The 17,796-nt window shown below is 64.8% G+C and carries 12 protein-coding genes; all 12 read right to left on the bottom strand.

All coding sequences use genetic code 11. The features are described 5' to 3' along the window. Window positions 1–2: 2 nt before the first annotated feature. A complete protein-coding gene (locus tag H0X95_RS04770) occupies window positions 3–3,812 on the bottom strand; it encodes a glycosyltransferase family 4 protein (RefSeq protein WP_196445905.1) in 3,810 nt (1,269 codons plus the stop codon). After that, the gene (locus tag H0X95_RS04765; protein ID WP_062910945.1) at window positions 3,809–5,740 is read right to left on the bottom strand and encodes a glycosyltransferase; all 1,932 of its coding nucleotides are present in this window, start codon (window positions 5,738–5,740) and stop codon (window positions 3,809–3,811) included. Before H0X95_RS04765 ends, H0X95_RS04770 begins: the two co-directional genes overlap by 4 nt. Then, complete coding sequence (locus H0X95_RS04760; protein ID WP_062910946.1) at window positions 5,733–6,971, bottom strand: glycosyltransferase; 1,239 nt, start codon at window positions 6,969–6,971, stop codon at window positions 5,733–5,735. The genes H0X95_RS04765 and H0X95_RS04760 overlap by 8 nt, the downstream gene beginning before the upstream one ends. Before the next feature lie 60 nt (window positions 6,972–7,031). Then, window positions 7,032–7,952 (bottom strand): glycosyltransferase family 4 protein, encoded by a 921-nt coding sequence (locus H0X95_RS04755; protein ID WP_230391076.1) that lies wholly within the window; start codon window positions 7,950–7,952, stop codon window positions 7,032–7,034. Between the two features lie 180 nt (window positions 7,953–8,132). Beyond that, window positions 8,133–9,260, bottom strand: coding sequence for a glycosyltransferase (locus tag H0X95_RS04750; RefSeq protein WP_062910948.1), 1,128 nt, complete (start codon window positions 9,258–9,260; stop codon window positions 8,133–8,135). Beyond that, window positions 9,257–10,480 carry a glycosyltransferase gene (locus H0X95_RS04745; protein WP_062911446.1) on the bottom strand — a complete coding sequence of 408 codons (1,224 nt, stop codon included), beginning with the start codon at window positions 10,478–10,480 and terminating at the stop codon, window positions 9,257–9,259. Before H0X95_RS04745 ends, H0X95_RS04750 begins: the two co-directional genes overlap by 4 nt. Before the next feature lie 19 nt (window positions 10,481–10,499). After that, entirely contained in the window at window positions 10,500–11,621 is a 1,122-nt protein-coding gene (gene wecB, locus H0X95_RS04740; RefSeq protein WP_196445904.1) for a non-hydrolyzing UDP-N-acetylglucosamine 2-epimerase, read from the bottom strand. Continuing rightward, entirely contained in the window at window positions 11,618–13,192 is a 1,575-nt protein-coding gene (locus H0X95_RS04735; protein ID WP_196445903.1) for a polysaccharide deacetylase family protein, read from the bottom strand. The genes wecB and H0X95_RS04735 overlap by 4 nt, the downstream gene beginning before the upstream one ends. Then, window positions 13,189–14,574 carry a phenylacetate--CoA ligase family protein gene (locus tag H0X95_RS04730; RefSeq protein WP_062910951.1) on the bottom strand — a complete coding sequence of 462 codons (1,386 nt, stop codon included), beginning with the start codon at window positions 14,572–14,574 and terminating at the stop codon, window positions 13,189–13,191. Before H0X95_RS04730 ends, H0X95_RS04735 begins: the two co-directional genes overlap by 4 nt. Before the next feature lie 122 nt (window positions 14,575–14,696). Beyond that, the gene (locus tag H0X95_RS04725) at window positions 14,697–15,491 is read right to left on the bottom strand and encodes an ABC transporter ATP-binding protein (RefSeq protein WP_062911447.1); all 795 of its coding nucleotides are present in this window, start codon (window positions 15,489–15,491) and stop codon (window positions 14,697–14,699) included. Window positions 15,492–15,496: 5 nt separating this feature from the next. Next, window positions 15,497–16,315 (bottom strand): ABC transporter permease, encoded by an 819-nt coding sequence (locus tag H0X95_RS04720; protein WP_062910952.1) that lies wholly within the window; start codon window positions 16,313–16,315, stop codon window positions 15,497–15,499. A 1-nt stretch (window position 16,316) separates the two neighbouring features. Beyond that, window positions 16,317–17,732, bottom strand: coding sequence for a mannose-1-phosphate guanylyltransferase/mannose-6-phosphate isomerase (locus tag H0X95_RS04715; protein WP_196445902.1), 1,416 nt, complete (start codon window positions 17,730–17,732; stop codon window positions 16,317–16,319). Between the last annotated feature and the right edge of the window lie 64 nt (window positions 17,733–17,796).

The raw sequence follows: 17,796 nt of genomic DNA, 5'->3' as shown, positions 1-17,796 counted from the left end.
CCTTACTCCAGCAGGCCGAGCGTCCGCAGACGCCCGACGTAGTTGCGCCCGACGACCGCCGGCGCATAGTGTTCGATGATATGGGCCTTGCCATTGGCGGCACGACGATCGCGTTCCACCGGATCTTCGACGCAGCGCAACATGCACTGCGCGGCAGCCTCGACGTCGGCATCCCACCAGAACTGCCCGTCGCCGAAACTGTACTCCCCGGCAAGCACGGGCACCGCCTCACCGCCCACCGGAAACGCAGTCGCCTCGGTCGTGAAGTCGCGGTTGCCCGAAAAATCCGAAGCAATGACCGGCTTGCCGAGCAGCATCGCTTCCGCGATGTTGCGCCCGAAGCCTTCGGCGCGGTGCAGCGACACGAAGCAATCGCACACCGACTGCAGGCCGATCACGCGCTCCCGTTCGAACGCCTCCGAAATGATCGTTACACGCGGATCGTTGCGCACGAGTTCGAGCACCTCATCCCATTGCGGCGACGACTTCCCCATGTTCATGGTCTTGAGCACGAGATGCACGCCCGGCACATTACTCGGAAATGCCCGCAGGAACGCATGCACAACAGCCAGCGGATTCTTGCGATAGACGCTCGAGTTGCCGTCGAGGATATGCAGGAACGTGAACGCGTGTTGCGGCACGCCGAAGTCATTGCGTGCATAAGCACGCGCGAGCGGCGGCAGCGACACGGCCATCGGCATCACGTGGACCGGCTTGCCGGTTGCCCCGCGCATCGCGTCGGCCGTGAAATTCGTGCTGGACCATACCTCGTCCACGACATCGAGTGCCGCTTCCAGACCGGCCGGATAGCGCGGCAATTCCCATTGCCAGCAGCCGATGTTGTAGCGGCCGCCGAGTATCGCGTTGCCCGTCGCGCCGAGCAGCCGGATCGTCTCATAGTGCGGCAGGAAAATCAGGTTCGTCCGGTACAGCGGCTTGTCGACCTCGAAGTATTCGAGTGTCCGGTCGCCCTGGCGGGCGCCGATCGCGAGCGGCAGGCGCGGTACGCATTGATCGCAATCGACTTCCGTGAGTGCAAGCGACGCCATCCGGACATCCTCGCCGATACCGAGTTCGCCGCGCCCGAAACCGACAATGTTGACGCCGCCATTACGCCACGCACCTTCCCACGGGACCGTCCGGCCGACCTGGATGACGGGCGCATCCTGCGCCGGCGGCGGCAGGCCGATCTCGAAGCGCCCGAAATCCATCAGCCACTGGTTGAGCCCCGCGCGCGCCTCCTCCGTCTCGAGGTCGAACGCAGCGCGCAGATCGTCGCGCGCCTCGTGCAGGGCCTGTGCAAGCGGATGAACAGCGCGCCACGTAGCCGGATCGGCGTTGTCGCCGATGCCGAGCATTTCGCGCGTCAACGCGAACGGCAACTGCAGGCGGCCGCCAATGACCGCGCGCGCCCACCACAGCGTTAGCGCGCGGCGCCCAGCCGGCCGCGCCACGTCGATCTCACCGTCGCGCGCGCACAGCTGACGCATGAACCGGGTGATCGGCATCGGCGCATCCTGTTCGATCGACGGGTCGATCTCGACATAGGCACTCGCCGGCACGAGCGGCGCGAGCCGCGAGTCGTGCATGCCGAACGCGATCCACCATTCGACAAATGCCGCGCGGCCTTCCGGCGTGCCGAGATCGGCAAGCTCGGAGAGATCGGCGCGCGCCGCATGCAGCGCGCGCAACCCCTGCGTGATCGGCAGGCAAGTGTCCTGAACGATGTCGGGTGCCGGAGCGACGCAGACATCGCGATTCATGAAGCTGCTCAGTTCCGGATCCTGCAGCGCCTCGGCAATCCACCAGCCGACGAGCGCGCGCCGGCCGGCCGCCGTGCCGAGATCCATCGATTGCGACAAGTCGTCGCGCGAATGATGGAAGGCATGCATGCCGCGCGTGATCGGCAGGCTCGTATCCTGCGTCACGGCCGGGTCTACCTCGTCGAAGACGTCGGCGGGAATCAGCTTCGCGATCGCGGGCTTCTTGCGCCCCTCGTTCATCCACCAGGCAATCAGTTGGTTGCGCCCAGCCGGCGTCGCCAGATCGAGACCGGCAAGATCGGAGCGCGCACGTGCAAACGCCAGCAGTCCGCACGTAATCGGCAGCGGCGTGTCCTGCTCGACTGCAGCGGACGGCTGCACGTAAGCCGATGCCGGCATGAAGTCGTTGAACGTGTGGTTGAGCCGGCCATCGTTCATCCACCATGAAATCAGCGCCTCACGGCCAGCCGGCGTCGACAGGTCGATGCGTGCCAGATCCTCGCGGGCGATATGCAGGGTCAGCAGGCCGCGCGTAATCGGCAGCGATGCATCCTGCACGACACCCGGTGCGGGTTCCGCATAAATTTTTGTCGGCATGAAGCCGCGATAGCGCGCATCGCGCCTCCCTTCGGCGACCCACCACGCGACCAGCGCACGACACCCTTCCCGGGTCGACAGGTCGATCTGGCCGCGCAGGTCGTCACGCGCATCGCAAAGCGCACACAGGCCGCGCGTCAGCGGAATCGGCAGGTCCTGCTCGACCGACTCGCTCGGTTCCAGATAGACGGATGACGCAATGAAGTCGCGGTAGACGGGGTTCGCCCGGCCGTCGTTGCACCACCAGCGGATCAGGTCGCGGCGTCCCGCGGCGTCGTTCAAATTGAACGCATCGTGCAGGTCGTCGCGCGCGAGGTAGACCGCATGCAGCCCGCGCGTCAGCGGCAACACGCCGTCCTGTGGCAGATCGTCGTCGGGCTCCGCGAGCCACGCACGCTGTTCGTCATCGATCGCGACGCCCTGGTTCAAGTGAATCGCAGCGCAGTGCAGCGGTCGCGCGGGATCCAGATACTGGCGCAGTACGGCATTGCCCAGCCACAGCGCGTCGATCACGCTGGTGCGGCCGAATGGCTGGTGCCCCGGCAGGTGGAACATCTGCTCGAACCCGTTGGTTTCTCGATGGTTCGTCAGATCGATACCGGGCTCGACGATCGGGTTGCCGAACAGGTACAGATTGCGCTCGACGACCTGCGTGCATTCGTCGGGTATCTTCGTCCCGTCGCGGCTGAGCCCGCGTGAATGCAGCCACGTGTAGTCGACGATTTGAGTTCCACTCTCGCGCAGCCGCATCGACAGGCTGTGTTCGTCGATGATCGACATCGCCTTCTCGCGAAACCGCTGCAGGTTCGCGTCGGACAGATCGAACACCGAATGCCATTGGCCATGCGGCAGCCCTTCGCCGGTCAACCAGTCGATCAGGTACTGGCGATAGTTCTCCGACAACGGCGCATCCTGCCGGAATGGCGCAGTGCGGGACGACGTGAAAAACAGGTCCGGCGGGAATTGCCCCGCGAACGTCCCCAGCGCGCGAATGCGCTCCGGCACCGCGATCAGGAACTTCGAGCAGCCCCAGGTCTGGAAGCTCCGCCCGACCAGGCGTGCCGGCGCCGGATACGCGTCGATATGCGCGAGGACGACATGGCGATTCTTCGCCGCGAACTCGAACATCCCGTAATTGATATACGGGTAGAAGCCGTTGTACGCGTTCTCGTACGCAGACGTCACGACATGGACGAGATCGTACCGGTCGATCTCCGACCCGAGATGCGCAAGTGCCGTATCCCAGCCGCTGAATTCGCGGCGCGTGTTGTCGCCGCCGATCAGCAAGGCCCGCGGCCCGAGCCTCGCATGCACGCCAGGCGGCAACGCGGTGTCGATCAGCAGCGCATCGTAGTCGAGGCCGCCGACGCGCTGGTACATCTGGCACAACCGCTTGAATGCGCCCTCATAATCCGTGTCGCCGTAGCGCACGAACAGGGTGAGTAACTTCATTCCTCCAACTCCACCTCGAAGATGACTTTGTTCTGGTCGGCGTTCACCCAGCCGGCCCGTTCGATGTCGAACTGGGCGATTCGGTAGAAGAATTCCAGCCGCCCGAGGCTGCGCTCGACACTCACCTCGTCGATACGATCGCCGACAAGCGCTAGGACTTCACGAGCGGCTTCGACCCAGCCGAAGATCGCCTGCGGCCGTTGCGCCTGCGTGCGCGTCGCGCTGCGCGTGGGGGCATCGTCGAGCACGGCGCGCATCGCACGCAACAGTTCGGTCCTGCGGCTATACGGCACGATGTCGTCGATTGGGCTCACGCGCTCGCGGATTTCGTCGATCAGCGCGCTGTCGCGCGCGATGACCTGCTTGCCGAACGACAATGCCTTCAGGACGGGCAGGCCGAACCCTTCGTAGTAGGACGGGAATACGAGACACGCGCACTCGCGGAACAAACGGTCGACATCCTCGTTCGACAGCCTGCCGGACGGCAGTTGCTCGACGTTCGGATACTGCTCGCCAGTCTCGCCAAGCACCTTGATACTGACCTCGGGGAACCCAGCGGCGAGCACGCGGACCGCCTCGGCAAGGCCCTTGTGGTAGTACTGGTTGCCGACCACGAGAACGTACGGCTGCGCTGCGGGCAGTGCCGCGCCGGTTTCCTCGGTGAAATATTCGGCAGGGTCGAGCGAGCAATACGAAACCGCGGTAGGCACGTTGCGCGCGGCCGGGAAGCGCTCCTGGAACGCACGGCGCGTGTAGTGGCTGTTATACACGAAGCCGTCTGAATGATCGGCCGCCGTGCGCCATACGCCGTCGATGTGCGGCATCCGGATGTAATGGCAGTCCCAGGCGATCGCATCCAGGATCACATACATGTTGACCAAGGATCGCCACGCCTGATCGCGCAGCTCGCTGAAGCTCCACGGCTGCGACAGCCGCACGCATGCGTCGAACAGGTCGTGCTCGCCGAGCTCGAATGCGAGCGTGCAGCCCGGGATGTCCCGCAACGCGTGAAAATCGGCCGACTCCGGAAGCACCCAAAAGCATGGCTCGATGCGATATTCGGCCGCCAGCCCGCAGATTGGCTGCATCAGGGATAGAATATGCTGCGCCGTCCCGTTGTAGCCCGGCGCCAGATTGCGGATATCGAAGAGCACGCGGCGTACGTCTTTCGGCCTGACGGCCTGCCACAGCAGCTTCTGCACCCGCTGTTCCGGAAACTCGGTCTGACGCTCGAGCGCACGGTAGAAGTCGGACGCACGATCGATGACGGGCGGCGCGGCGGGTTCAGGCACATCGCCCGACTCGCGTGCCAGAAACAACGCGCGATTGCTGACGACTGCACTGTAGCCACGGCGATTGGCGCGAATGAAAAGCAATGCGAGCGCATCGGACAGATCGAAGGTCTTGCCTTCGAGACGGCCGAAGTTGTACAGCACGCCGGCGCGCACGAGCACCGGCGCGGCCTGCACGAGGCCGCCGCCAAAGCGCTCGGGCAACGCCGCGACAAAGCGCTCGAACGCGTCCGGACGATCGAGCGCCGGTTCGCCGGGCCTGCGCGGCACCGCAGCGGATCCGCCCACGTTCGTGCGCGGCAACGCAAAACCGTACAACGGATCGGCGGCGATGCAGGCGCGCAACGCATCCAGCGCCGGCGCACCGAAGCCGTAGGCGGGCCCAACGAATAGCATGTCGGTGTTCGCTTCGATCAGCGGATGCAGCGTGCGGTTCAGCGCGGCGTAGAAAGCGGCTGCGTCGGCGACCGCAATCCCTTCGCAGTCCGCAGCGACTGCTGCATCCAGCGTAGCCTGATCGCCCGCATGCGCGAATACGACGACACGGCTTGCGTGGGCACGCCATGCGGCCAGTTGTGCCGTACCGGCATGATTGCCGGCATCCGGCGTGACGATAATCGCGATCGCGTTATCCATTCCGTTCCTCCAGGGTACCCACAGGCCGACGCGCTTCGATGGCCGCGCACAGGTCGCCATACACGCGTTCGGCGCGGAAATGTTCGTAAATGAACGCATGCGACGCCGACTGCATCGCCACGCGTCGTTCGCTCGAGCGCAGCACGTCGACGATCGCGTCGGAGAACGTGACCACATCGGTCGCGATTACGGCCGGCACCTCGCCGAGCTCGCGCAGCCCGTCCGCCGCCGAAGGCCACGCGACGTGTGCCTTGCCCCATGCGAGCGCCTCGATCGTCTTGATCTTCAGACCAGTTCCGACGCGGCAGGGATTCACGACCACTTCGGCCTGCGCATATTCCGCGTCCAGGCTTTCGACGAAACCGAGCAACGCCACCGTCGGATCGTCGCACGTGACCTCGCGGCACACCTTGCCGATCACGTGCAGCCGCGCGTCCGGACAAGCCTGCCGAACCAGCGGCCACGTGAAGTCGAGAAAATCCTGCGTGCCGCGCACGTTGAACTCATTGCCCGACGCGACGATCAGCACGCGTCCGGGCACGACCGAGGTCCCGTCGTCCTGTTGCGGCACGAGGTCGAAACTCGTCAGCAGCACTTTGCGCGACGGTACGAACGCGGCGATTTCGTCCAGTTCGACGCGCTGGATCGCGAGCACGACGTCGGCGCGCAGCAACAGCCGGCGCTCCTGGTCCTCCGTCAGGCTGAGGCCGTAGTTCTTGATGCCGTACTGTTCGACCGTCGCCTGCTTGCGGCAAAAAAGGTCATGCGCATCGATGATCTTCAGTGCGTCCGCGCATTCCGGCAATTCGAGGACGCGGCTCATGAACACGTATTGCGCAATCACGACGTCGGGCTGAAGGGCTGCAGCGATCGCAGCGACTTCGTCGACGAACCAGGCCGGGCAGAACCCGTCCTGGATCTGCGCCAGTGCCGGATCGTCGAACCCGGGGTCGACAGCGCGCGCCGTTGCGCCGGGCACGAAGCGATTGTCGAAAACGTACAGCTGATCGACGACGTCGCGCAAACCGACGATGCACTCGTTCGGCACTTCGGTGTCACCGAGCGGCTTCAATACGAGCGTGATGCCATACCCGCGCTGCCGGAACCACGACAGCATCTTGTAGATGCGGATCTCGTTGCCGGCCGCCGGAGGATACGGCAGCACATGCGTGACCATCATCACGTGCGGCGTCGACTGCACCCGTACGGGCGCGAACAAATCAGATTTCATAAATTCCCATGCCTTGCAGCACGCTTCGGTCCGTGCTTGACTCGCGAACCGTAGCGTCGGTCATATCAGTTGGCGATAGATGTCGCCCAGCGCCGCGGTCGTGCGCCCCCACGTGAACGCCGCCGGATCGAAGCCGGGTGCCACCGCGAGCTGTGCGTCACGGCCCGCATCGACGAGTGCGCGCAGTTTGGCACTCATCGTGTCGATCGCGTCCGGCGCGACGTAGTCGGCGCGCGCGCCAAAGTACTCGGCGCACGACCCCTCCGACGTGATCAGCAGCGGCGCACGTTGCGCGGAGGCTTCGAGCGCCGCGAGGCCCGGTGTCTCCAGCGTGCTCGGCAGGCAGAACGCATCGCAGCCCGCATAGCCGGACAACAGCAGGTCGTCGTGCGGCATCACGCCGGGATAGATGACCTGCGTGCCGCCCTCTTCCAGCACCGCATCGGCATACGCGGTATCGCGTTTCGCGCCCACCAGCACGAGCTTCACGTCGGGCAGCGCCTTCATCGCGCGCACGAGCGCGAGCTGATTCTTGCGCGGCTCGATGTTGCCGACGTTGAGCACGAACTTCCCTTCGAGGCGGAAGTGCCGGCGAAACACGTCCGGCGACACCGGCCGCAGGAACAGGTCGTCGATCCCGTTGTAGACGTGCGCGAAGCGCTCGCGTGGAAGGTCCAGCACCTCGGCCAGCGTGTTGCTCTCCACGGCGGAATTCGTGACGATGACGTCGGCAAGGCCAAGCTGCGCGCGAATCTCGTCGATCGGATACAGATGCCGGGTCGCGTCGGTAATCCACAGGCTTGCCGAGATCACGAGCGGCAAGCCGAGCCGCTTCACGAAGTGGCAGAAATGATAGGAACCGCTGATACACGAGAAGAAATGCACGACATCGTGTTCCAGAAACCGCGGCTCCCACATATTCATCAGCGTCGCGTCGATGCCATGCGCGGGCAGATGCTTGTGGTACGCCAGCAACTGCACCTCTCCGCCGCCTGGCGTATGAAATGCCATTGGATAAGTGGCAAAGAGTACCTTCATAGATTTTGTCTCAGTTGCAACAAAAGGGGCTCGAATCACGGCCGTGGATCTGAGCGACGATTTTACCGGACCGGCTCGTCGGTCAATTCACCGAAATGACACGGGGCGGCACGCCCGACCCGATCAGCCCCGCACCTGCTCGTACAGCGCGCCATACGCCCGGCCCAGCGCGTCGCTCGAAAACAGCCGTTCGTACCGCGCACGCGCCGCACCGCCCATCCGGGCGGCCAGCGCATCGTCGGCAAGCAGCCGGCCGGCGGCATCCGCCAGCGCTGCCGGCTGCTCCGGCGCGACAACGAACCCCGTGACGCCGTCCTCGTTCACGTAGGACGTACCCGAACCCATTTCGCAGCAGACGGTCGGCTTGCCGAACATCTGCGCCTCAACCAGCACCATGCCGAACGCTTCCGAGCGCAGATGCGACGGCAACACGAGCGCCCGGCACGCCGCAAGCAGCGCGATCTTCTCGTCGTCGGACACCTGCCCCGCAAAGACCACGTTGCGCGCGCCGAGTCGTTCGGCCTGCGCATGCAGGTTGGTCTGCTCGGGTCCCGACCCGGCAATCACGATCGGCGCGCCGATCTGAGCCGCCGCGTCGATCAGCGTGTGAAAGCCCTTGTAGTAGCGCAGCACGCCTAGCGCGAGCAGGAACGGCCTGCCCGCCAGCGCGGCAAGTTCAGGTCGCGCCTGCTCGAGCGCCAGCACGCGCGGCGTGTCGCGATAGTCGGCGATGCCGAGCGGAATCGTATGAAGTTGCCGCGCGGAAACGGCCGACATCAGCACCGGGCTGGTTCGCGCATACGTAGGCGACGTCGCGACGACAGCCGCCATCGCCTTCAGTGTGCGCCGCATCAACGGCCCGTAGACGGCGCCGAGCAGCTTCTGCCGCACGATGTCCGAGTGATACGTCATCACGGCCGGCTTGCGGGTCCGGCCGAGCAGATGCAGCACATCGGCGAAAGGCCACGGGAAATGGAAGTGGACGACGTCCGCCCAATCGACGAGTTCACGATAGCGCCGCAACGCGTCGATGCCGCCGAGATCACACGATGCAGGCGCCGCCCACGAACGGGCCCGCACGACGCGCCCCTCGTCGCGCTCGACGCAAGTCGGTTCGGGCGTCGGCGACAGCGCGAAAATGCGCGCGTCGACACCGTAGCGACGCGTCGCCATCGCGATCTGGCGAATCGCCTCCTGCAGGCCGCCCGGCGGATCCGGAAAATACGTTCGGTAGACGTGCACGACGTTCATGCGCGCCCCCCGACCGCGATGCCCCGCTGTGCCGGTTGCCGGAGCGCGTCGCCGAACGTGAGGGCGAGCATCTTGTCAAGCCGGCGATCCCACGTGTTGTCGCCGACCGCTGCTTGCGCCTCCCGGTGATCGAGCTTGCCGCGTTCGAGTTGACGCTCGATCGCCGCGACGAACGACGGCAGATCCCCACCGACTTCGAGCCCGGCATGCGGATCGCGTGTGAAGTCAAGCGGCGTCGACACCACCGGCAGGCCCGCCGCGAGGTATTCGTAGAACTTCATCGGAAACATCGAGCGCGTGTAGTCGTTCAGCAGCGTCGGCAGCACGCCGACACGCATCCCGCGCAAATAGGCGGGCAGGTCGCTGTAGTTCCGGTAGCCGAGCAGGTGCGCATTCGGCAACTGCGCGAATTCCGCGAGCAACGGGCTGCGCTGCCCTTCGCGCTCCTCGCCGATGATGACCCAGTGCCATTCGGGCCGGGCTTTCGCGGCGGCCAGCAACAACGGCATGTCGATCTTGAAGTCGGACAGCACGCCGTGATAGACGAGACGCGGCTCGGGAATCGCTGCCAGCTCCGGCGGCAACGGTGCGTCGTCGAGCGCTGCGCCGAAATGCGCGGCATCGACGACGTTGCTGAAATAGTACGTGTTCGGATTGTGCGGCGCGCATTGCGACTGCAAAGCCGGCGCCGTCGTGAACACCGCGTCGCTTGCGCCCAGCAGCAAGCGCTGCGCGCGGCCGAATGCGTCGACGTCAACGCCGGGCACCGCGCCGATATCGTCCACGCAATGGTAGACGAGCGGCCCGCGCCGCAGGCCGCGGATTGCGTCGAGCATGAACGGATGGTAGGTCCACGCGACCGGCGCGTCGAAACGCTTGCCGCGCGCGAACCGGCTGACCGTCGTGCGCAACAGGAACTGGTTCAGCGCACGCACGAGCGGCCAGTGATGTTTCGCGGGAATCATCAGCGGCGACAGCACCCAGACATTCCGTGCGCGGCGCGGCGGCCCGAGTACAAGCGACTGCACCCCTCGCCACAAACGCCGCCACAGGCGCGCCCAGTCGCGACCGCTGCCGACTTTCGGCGAACGGAACCCCACGCTCTCGACATACAGCACACGCCATCCGCGCGAGGCAAGCAGGCTCGCCGTATGCTGCTTGTTCGTCCAGTACGGTTCGTCCCAGTCCGCGGTCGAGAACATCACACAGTCGCGCGGCATCAGGCTGTCTTGCACGCGCTCATCCACGGAAAACCTCGGCCTCACGCCCCAGGAGACTCATGAGGATGCGTTGCGATGCACGGCTGTCGCCGTACGGATTCGCGCGCGCGGCCAGCTCGGCGCGGCGCGCGGGATCGTCGAGCCACGCGACGACCGCCTGCTCGATCCGCTCGACGGACTGGCCGGCCAGCGTCGCGAAACCCGCGTCCACGCCTTCGCGCCGCTCAGTGTGATTGCGCATCACGACGACCGGTACGCCGAACGACGGCGCCTCCTCTTGGATACCTCCCGAATCGCTGACGACGAGCGTGCTGCGGCTGATCAGGTACAGGCTCGTCGGATAGTCGACGGGCTCGATCAGCCTGAGGTTCGGAATGCCGGCCAATTCGCGGTGGGCCGGTTCGCGCACGGCCGGATTCAGATGAACCGGAAATACCCAGCGATACGTATCGTAGCGTGCGCACAGATCGCGCAGCATCTTGCAGATGCTCTCGAGCACGTCGCCGAAATTCTCGCGACGGTGACAGGTCACAAGCACCTGCGGGCGGCCGTCGCACATCCATTCAGGCAGCGTGGCGGCCAGGTCGCGCGTTTTCCAGACCTCGCGGACGAGCGAAATCGCGTCGACGACCGTATTACCCGTGACCAGCACCTGCGAAGCGGGAATGCCTTCCGCGAGCAGGTTGCGCGCAGCGGCGCCGGTCGGCGCGAAATGTAGCTTCGCAATGCGACCGAGCAGGCTGCGATTCGCCTCCTCGGGAAACGGGCTCGCCATATCGCCGGTCCTGAGCCCCGCCTCGATATGTGCGACCGCGATCCCGCGATGGAACGCGGCGAGGCCGCCGCACATCGCGGTCGTCGTGTCGCCCTGCACGAGCATCCAGTCAGGCCGGATGTCGTCCAGCACTGCATCGAGCCCCGTGAGCAGTCGCGCCGACAACCCGTTGAGCGTCTGCCGCGGTCGCATCACGTCGAGCTCGATATCGGGTGCAATGCCGAAAAAACCCAGCGCCTGCGCAAGCATCTCGCGATGCTGTCCGCTCGAGCACACGATCGTCTCCACTTCCGTGCGCAACGTGGCGACCACCGGAGCAAGCTTGATCGCTTCCGGGCGCGTGCCCATCAAGACCATCACCTTCATTGCAGCATCATCCCGTCGGCGAATTCGACATGCTCGCCACGCCATTCGACGCCCATCGCGAATGCGCCGGGCGCGCCGGGCGGCACGCATGCGCGGATGCCGCCGGCCTCCTCGACGATGCTCACGCGGGCCCGCGCCGCGAGAAAGTCCAGCGCGGTCTCTTCCGTCATGAATAGCGGATTGCGCGCCTTCCCGCGGATGTACGCGATCAGTTGCTCATGCGCGTCGATGCGCTGCGGTTCGTCGCGCCAGCCGTATTGATAGCGTTCGGAAAACGGATGATCGAGATAGCCGAACAACGTGCGCGTCTGGTACGCGAGATCGAACGCCTGTTTGTAGACGGCAAGCGGATCGCCCGCTGCCAGCAGGCAATCGCCGTGCAGCATGCACTGCTGACTGTGACCGACGAACCCGGTCGGCATCCCCGCCAGTTCGCCGCCGCGCGCGATCAGGAATTCCGGATCATTGCGAATGATCCCGCCGATGCAACCTTCGTAGCCCGCATCCGCGAGCGCACGCAGCGCGTACGGCGGCGACTGGTGAAACGGCGACACCGCATAGCGCACGCGCTGGCCGGTCACCTCCCGAATCAATTCGGCCGATTGCAGGCCCTCGGCGAGCGCGGCCTCGTAGCTGCCGCCCCAGTTCGGCGCATGCGTCGCTGTATGCGACAGCACGGCGCCACCCTCGTCGAGCAGCTCGCGCAGGATCCGATAATGCTTCGGATCGCGCAGATTCTGCGTATGGATTGCCAACGAGAACGGTACGTCCAGGCGTCGATACGCGTCCCACAGCGGCCGCGATGCTTCGATATCCTCGTCGCAGTCGAGGCGCGACGTGATCGCCGCATCGCACCCCCAGGGCAACTCGCCGAGTACCGCATGGCACGGCAGCCTGTCCGCGCGATGTGCCGACAGGAAGCGCTCGACGATTCGCCACTCGAACGAATCGATCGGCCCGACCGCACGGTTGAACCACAGCACGCTCCAGGCATCGTCATCCCACAGCGCTGCGTACGACCCGGCCGACACGCCGTCGATCTGCACGCTCGCGAGCTCCGCGTCCGATGCAACGCGGGCCGGTTGCGCGATCGACCAGATAGAACCGTCGCAGCGAATCGCGCCGTTGCCCAGATTGTTCCATTCGTCGGTGAAGTCAAAACGCTCGAACGGCCGTTGCCATGTGTCGCCACTCAGCGTCGCGGCGGCAGCCGTATAACCGACCACGGCTCGGCTCGCCCGCGTGTCGCCGGTCGGCGCCGGTTCGCTGCGGCTCGCGCCGGCCAGTTCATCGGGAAACGCCACGTCCACGCGCACGCCGAGAGCCGCAGCGAGCGCGGCCGGCATCCGCCCGAACACGATCAGCTTGCGCGGCTGCGCACGCAGCCACGCCAACAAGTCGTCGCCCCACGCGTCGGGCAGGTCGACGGCCACTATCACGCTGTCCGCCCCCGCGCGCAACGCGCCACGCGAAATCGGACGCGCCTGGGTCGCGGTTACGGAGCGCCGAAGCGCCGCGAGGACGAATTGCCCCGCTTGCGCGGCATCATTATTGAAAAGAACACCGATCATGCGGTCACCACGTGGCGGAATTTGGCGCGTCGGCCAACGCGTACGAGATCGTCATGGCCGACGAAGGAAATCGTGAAGGCATCGCCCCAGAAATGCCGCAGCTTCGCGGTCGTATCGTCGGCATTGGCCCACGGCTCAAGCACGATCCGCAATGTCGGTGGCGTGGTGCGAAGATCGATCTGGAACTCCTGGATACCGCCAACCCGATGATCGAGCATGTCCTGAATATGGTGCGTCGGGTGCGCGATGCCGTTGATCGGCACGACGTCGTGGATCCGCCCGACGACGTCGGTCAGCACGAACCCTTTCACCGGGTCGTCCTGCACACGGGCCAGGTCACCGGTCGCGTAGCGGATGAGCGGCATCAACCGGTTCCGGAAGCCTGTAAATACGAGTTCGTGCGCACCGTCCGCCCCGCCATCGACGGGCCGGCTTTCCGGCCAGCCTTCAGAATCCATGACGCGAAAACCGCCTTCATGCCCGTCGAGTTCATACGCCATCACGCCGAGTTCGGCGAGGCCATAGCGATCGATCACGCGGCATCTCAACGCGGACGCGATGACCTCGCGCGCATGCGGCTCGAGCAGCTCGCCGCTCGACTCGAACACCGCGAACGCATTGCCGCCGCCGTACTTGCGCTGCACGTAGCAAGCGAGCGCGTACATGGTCGACGGATGCGAATGGGCGAGATAAGGCCGGCGGCTTTTCAGCGTGCGCCACATTTCCTCGAGACCCGCATCGTCGATGCGATCGAAGAAGATGTTGCTGCGGTTCATTGCGAAGCACTTGAAATCTTCTCGCGAAGGCCATTCCGGCACGACGTCATCGGGAAAGCGACACGCGAAATGCAGCTCAAAACGATGGCGCAGCTTGCCGATGCGCTCGCGCGCGTAGAACGTCACCGCCGACGAATAGTCCGCGCCGTCCTGATCGTAGAAGATCGTGCAGGACAGGCCGGTCGAGCCGCCCGTCTTGCAGACGTGATGCCGCACGCTATCGAGCGGCACAGACAGCAAACGGTCGCCCTGATCGCGAATGATGTCCTTCGTCAGATACGGCAGCGCATCGAGATGGCGCACGTCGTCGCGCACACGTTGCGGATCGAACTGCCGCGCGGCGAACAGGTCGCGATAGTACGGTACAGACGCGCCGGCAAATTCGAGCGTGTCGACGAGACGATCGATCGCGATACGGCGGCGCGCTTCGAGCGGCAGCCCGTAATACTGTCGCAGTTCGGCGATCTTGGGGCGCACGCTGCGCTTTTCCCGGCTTTCCGCGATCGGGTATGCGATATACCCGCCCGCGAACCCCTTCAGCGTGCGGAACGGCTGCCGCCCGAACAAGGCTCCGGAATGGCGAAGAAATGGATGATCAGCTCGCATGGGAATTCAACCTCGTGGCACCCGCGCAGGGCGGATGCGAATGCCGTTGGATCGGCAATGTATTGGGGACCTTCTCGCGCGGCCACCGGCGAAGCGAGCACCTCCGCCGGCGGCTGTCGCGTTCAATGCAGCAGTCCCGCGGAATTACCGGCCGGCGGCGGTTCAATTGCCGGCGACTCCGGCTCCGGTGGCGGTGCGACGACCGGCTCGTCGCCGATGACCTTGCCATGCTCCATCGAGATCTTGCGTGTGCACACGCGTTCGACCAGCTTGGGATCGTGCGACGCGACCACGAGCAGCGACGCCTTTCCGACCAGGTGTTCCAGCCGCTCGGCGGCCTTGAGGCTGAACTCGGCATCGCCGACGCTCAGCCATTCGTCCATGATCAGGATGTCGGCCTCGACGCTCGTCGAAATCGCGAACGCCAGTCGCAGCATCATCCCGCTCGAGTAGGTCCGCACCGGCAGGTTCAGGTAATCGCCGAGTTCGCTGAAATCAGCGATCTCGTCGATCTTGCTCCGGATGCGCGCCGGCTTCAGGCCATCGAGAATGCCGCGCAGATAGATGTTCTCGAAGCCCGTCGCGTCCGGATCGAGGCCCATCGACACATCTAGCAGCGAAGCGATCTTGCCGATCACCTTGAGTTCGCCGCGCACGGGCGCGTAGACACCCGACAGCGTGCGCAGGAGCGTCGTCTTGCCGGACCCGTTGTGGCCGACCAGGCCGATGCGCTCGCCGTCCGAGAAGGTGAAGTTCAGATCGTCGAGTGCGCGGACGACCGTATGACGGCCTGCGTCTTGGCCAATCCGCCCGCCCGTCGTGAGATTCAGCACCGCCTTTTTCAGCGAGCGGTGTGAATTCTCGTAGATCGGGAATTCGACGAATACGTTACGAGCGACAATCGATGAGGAACTCACGGTAATCAAAGCCAATAAGGAACACGGTTACGGAAACGCTTCATCAGGTATTGGGCGAACGCGAACCCGACGATCAGCAGGCCGATCGACCAGGCCCACGATTCCCACAGAATCGGCCGCCCGGTCAGCGGGGCCCGTACCGTTTCGATCAGGTGATAGAGCGGGTTGTATTCCGCAACCCATGCGCGGTCCTTCAGGATTTCCGGCGACCACATGACCGGTGTGAAGAAGAACACGACCTGGATCAGGTTCGTCACGATCGGCGGAATATCGCGGAAGCGCGCACACAGGATGCCGAGCGTGACGCCGAGCCAGACGCCGTGCAGCAGCAGGATCACCAGTGCCAGTGGCACGAGCAGGAATTCCCACGATGGCATGTGGCCGAAAATCACGAACAGGATGATTACGACCGGCAGGCTGTGCAGCAGGATCACGAAGTTACGCCACGCGATGCGGCAGACGTGCACGGTCAACGGCAACCGGATCTGCTTGATCAGGTAGGCCGCGTTGATGAATGCGGTGCAGCCTTCGTTCGCCACCGATGCGATGTAGGCCCACACGACGAGGCCGATCGACAGATACGGCAGGTAGTTCGAAATTTCCTGGTGCAGCAGCTGCGAATACAGCGCGCCGAGCACGGCCACCATCACGATGGTGCTCAGCGTGAACCAGAACGGGCCGATGACCGAACGGCGATAACGTTGCCGGATGTCATGCCATCCGAGCGTGCCCCATACGCGCGTCGCCATCACGCCGACGATCAGGTCGTCGCTGCCGGTATGGTTGCCGAGTTCGGCGTCGTCGTTGACGAAGGTAGCATCCATATCACGCACGTCCGTAGTTGTCCTCGAAGCGGACGATGTCGTCTTCGCCTAGATATTCGCCGCTCTGCACCTCGATCATTACGAGGTCGACGACGCCCGGATTTTCGAGGCGATGCTTGTGGCCGGCCGGGATGTAGGTCGACTCGTTGGTCGCGACGAAGAACTCGCGATCACCGTTGACAACCTTGGCCATGCCGCTCACGACGATCCAGTGTTCGCTGCGGTGATGGTGCATCTGCAGGCTCAGGCTCGCGCCAGGCTTCACCTCGATCCGCTTGATCTTGAAACGTGGCCCCTCCTCCAGCACCGTGTACGTGCCCCACGGGCGGTGCACCGTGCGGTGCAGCTTGTATGCGTCGTGGCCGGTCGCTTTCAGCTCCGCATAGATATGCTTCACGTCCTGTGCGCGCTCGCGCGACGCGACGAGCAGCGCATCAGGCGTGTCGATGACGATCAGGTTCTCGACGCCTACCGCGCCGATCAGGCGGTCGTCACTCTGCACGTACGTGTCTTTCACGTCAATCAACAGCGCCTCGCCCTGCACACGATTGCCCTGCTCGTCCGGCGCTGCGAGATCGCCCAGCGCAGTCCACGAGCCGACGTCGCTCCAGCCGATGCTGCACGGTACCACCGCCGCGTCGCGACATTTCTCCATCACCGCGTAGTCGACCGATATGTCCGGCACCGCGCCGAACGTATTCGGTTCGAGGCGAATCTGTGCGCCGCCGCTACCGTCCGACGAAGGCGACGCGTCGATGCATGCCTTGACTGTGCGAAGCACGTCCGGGCAATGGGCCTCAAGCTCGCGAAGCATCGTGCCGGCGGTGAAGCAGAACATCCCGGAATTCCACAGGAAGCGGCCCGACGCGACATATTCGCGCGCACGCTCGAGATCCGGCTTCTCGACGAAGCGCACGACCTTGTCCCCATCGGCCTCGATATAGCCGTAGGCCGTTTCCGGAACGTCGGGCGTCACGCCGAACGTCGCGATCCGGCCTGCCGCCGCAAATGCGACCGCCTTGCCGACCGCATCGGCAAAGGCCGCCTGGTCGGCGATCAGGTGATCGGCAGCCAGCACGAGCAACGTCACCTGCTCGCCATGCGCGCGCGCCGCGTGCAGCGTTGCCGCTGCGATGGCCGCGGCCGTGTTGCGACCGAACGGCTCGAGAATGAACGAAGTCGTCAGCTTCTCGCGGTTGATTTCGCGGTACTCGTCTTCGGTCTTGAAGAACAGCTCGCGGTTCGTCACCGTCAGCACTTCATCCGCGCCCGGAAGTGCTGCCGCGCGCAGGAAGGCCTTCTGCAGCAGGCTCTCGCCGTCCGCGAGACGAATGAACGGTTTCGGATGGGTTTCGCGGGAAACGGGCCACAGACGGGACCCGGCACCGCCGCACAGGATGATGGGTAGCAAATTCACGACAACCTCTCTGTTTCACAACCGGCAACGGGGCGATTCTTCGAATGATCGGGACAGTCGCCCG

This window comes from Burkholderia sp. 9779_493, assembly GCF_015712215.1.
GTDB classification, from domain to species: Bacteria; Pseudomonadota; Gammaproteobacteria; order Burkholderiales; family Burkholderiaceae; genus Burkholderia; species Burkholderia cenocepacia.
Note: the sequence above shows the minus strand (reverse complement) of the source record. Positions and strands in the feature narration are given on the sequence as shown.

Coding starts and splice junctions, on each gene's coding strand:
- H0X95_RS04750 (WP_062910948.1), bottom strand. CDS start 9,260: ATGAACGTCGTGCACGTCTACCGAACGTATTTTCCGGATCCGCCGGGC.
- H0X95_RS04720 (WP_062910952.1), bottom strand. CDS start 16,315: ATGGATGCTACCTTCGTCAACGACGACGCCGAACTCGGCAACCATACC.
- H0X95_RS04760 (WP_062910946.1), bottom strand. CDS start 6,971: ATGAAATCTGATTTGTTCGCGCCCGTACGGGTGCAGTCGACGCCGCAC.
- H0X95_RS04770 (WP_196445905.1), bottom strand. CDS start 3,812: ATGAAGTTACTCACCCTGTTCGTGCGCTACGGCGACACGGATTATGAG.
- H0X95_RS04735 (WP_196445903.1), bottom strand. CDS start 13,192: ATGATCGGTGTTCTTTTCAATAATGATGCCGCGCAAGCGGGGCAATTC.
- H0X95_RS04765 (WP_062910945.1), bottom strand. CDS start 5,740: ATGGATAACGCGATCGCGATTATCGTCACGCCGGATGCCGGCAATCAT.
- H0X95_RS04745 (WP_062911446.1), bottom strand. CDS start 10,480: ATGCCGCGCGACTGTGTGATGTTCTCGACCGCGGACTGGGACGAACCG.
- H0X95_RS04730 (WP_062910951.1), bottom strand. CDS start 14,574: ATGCGAGCTGATCATCCATTTCTTCGCCATTCCGGAGCCTTGTTCGGG.
- wecB (WP_196445904.1), bottom strand. CDS start 11,621: ATGAAGGTGATGGTCTTGATGGGCACGCGCCCGGAAGCGATCAAGCTT.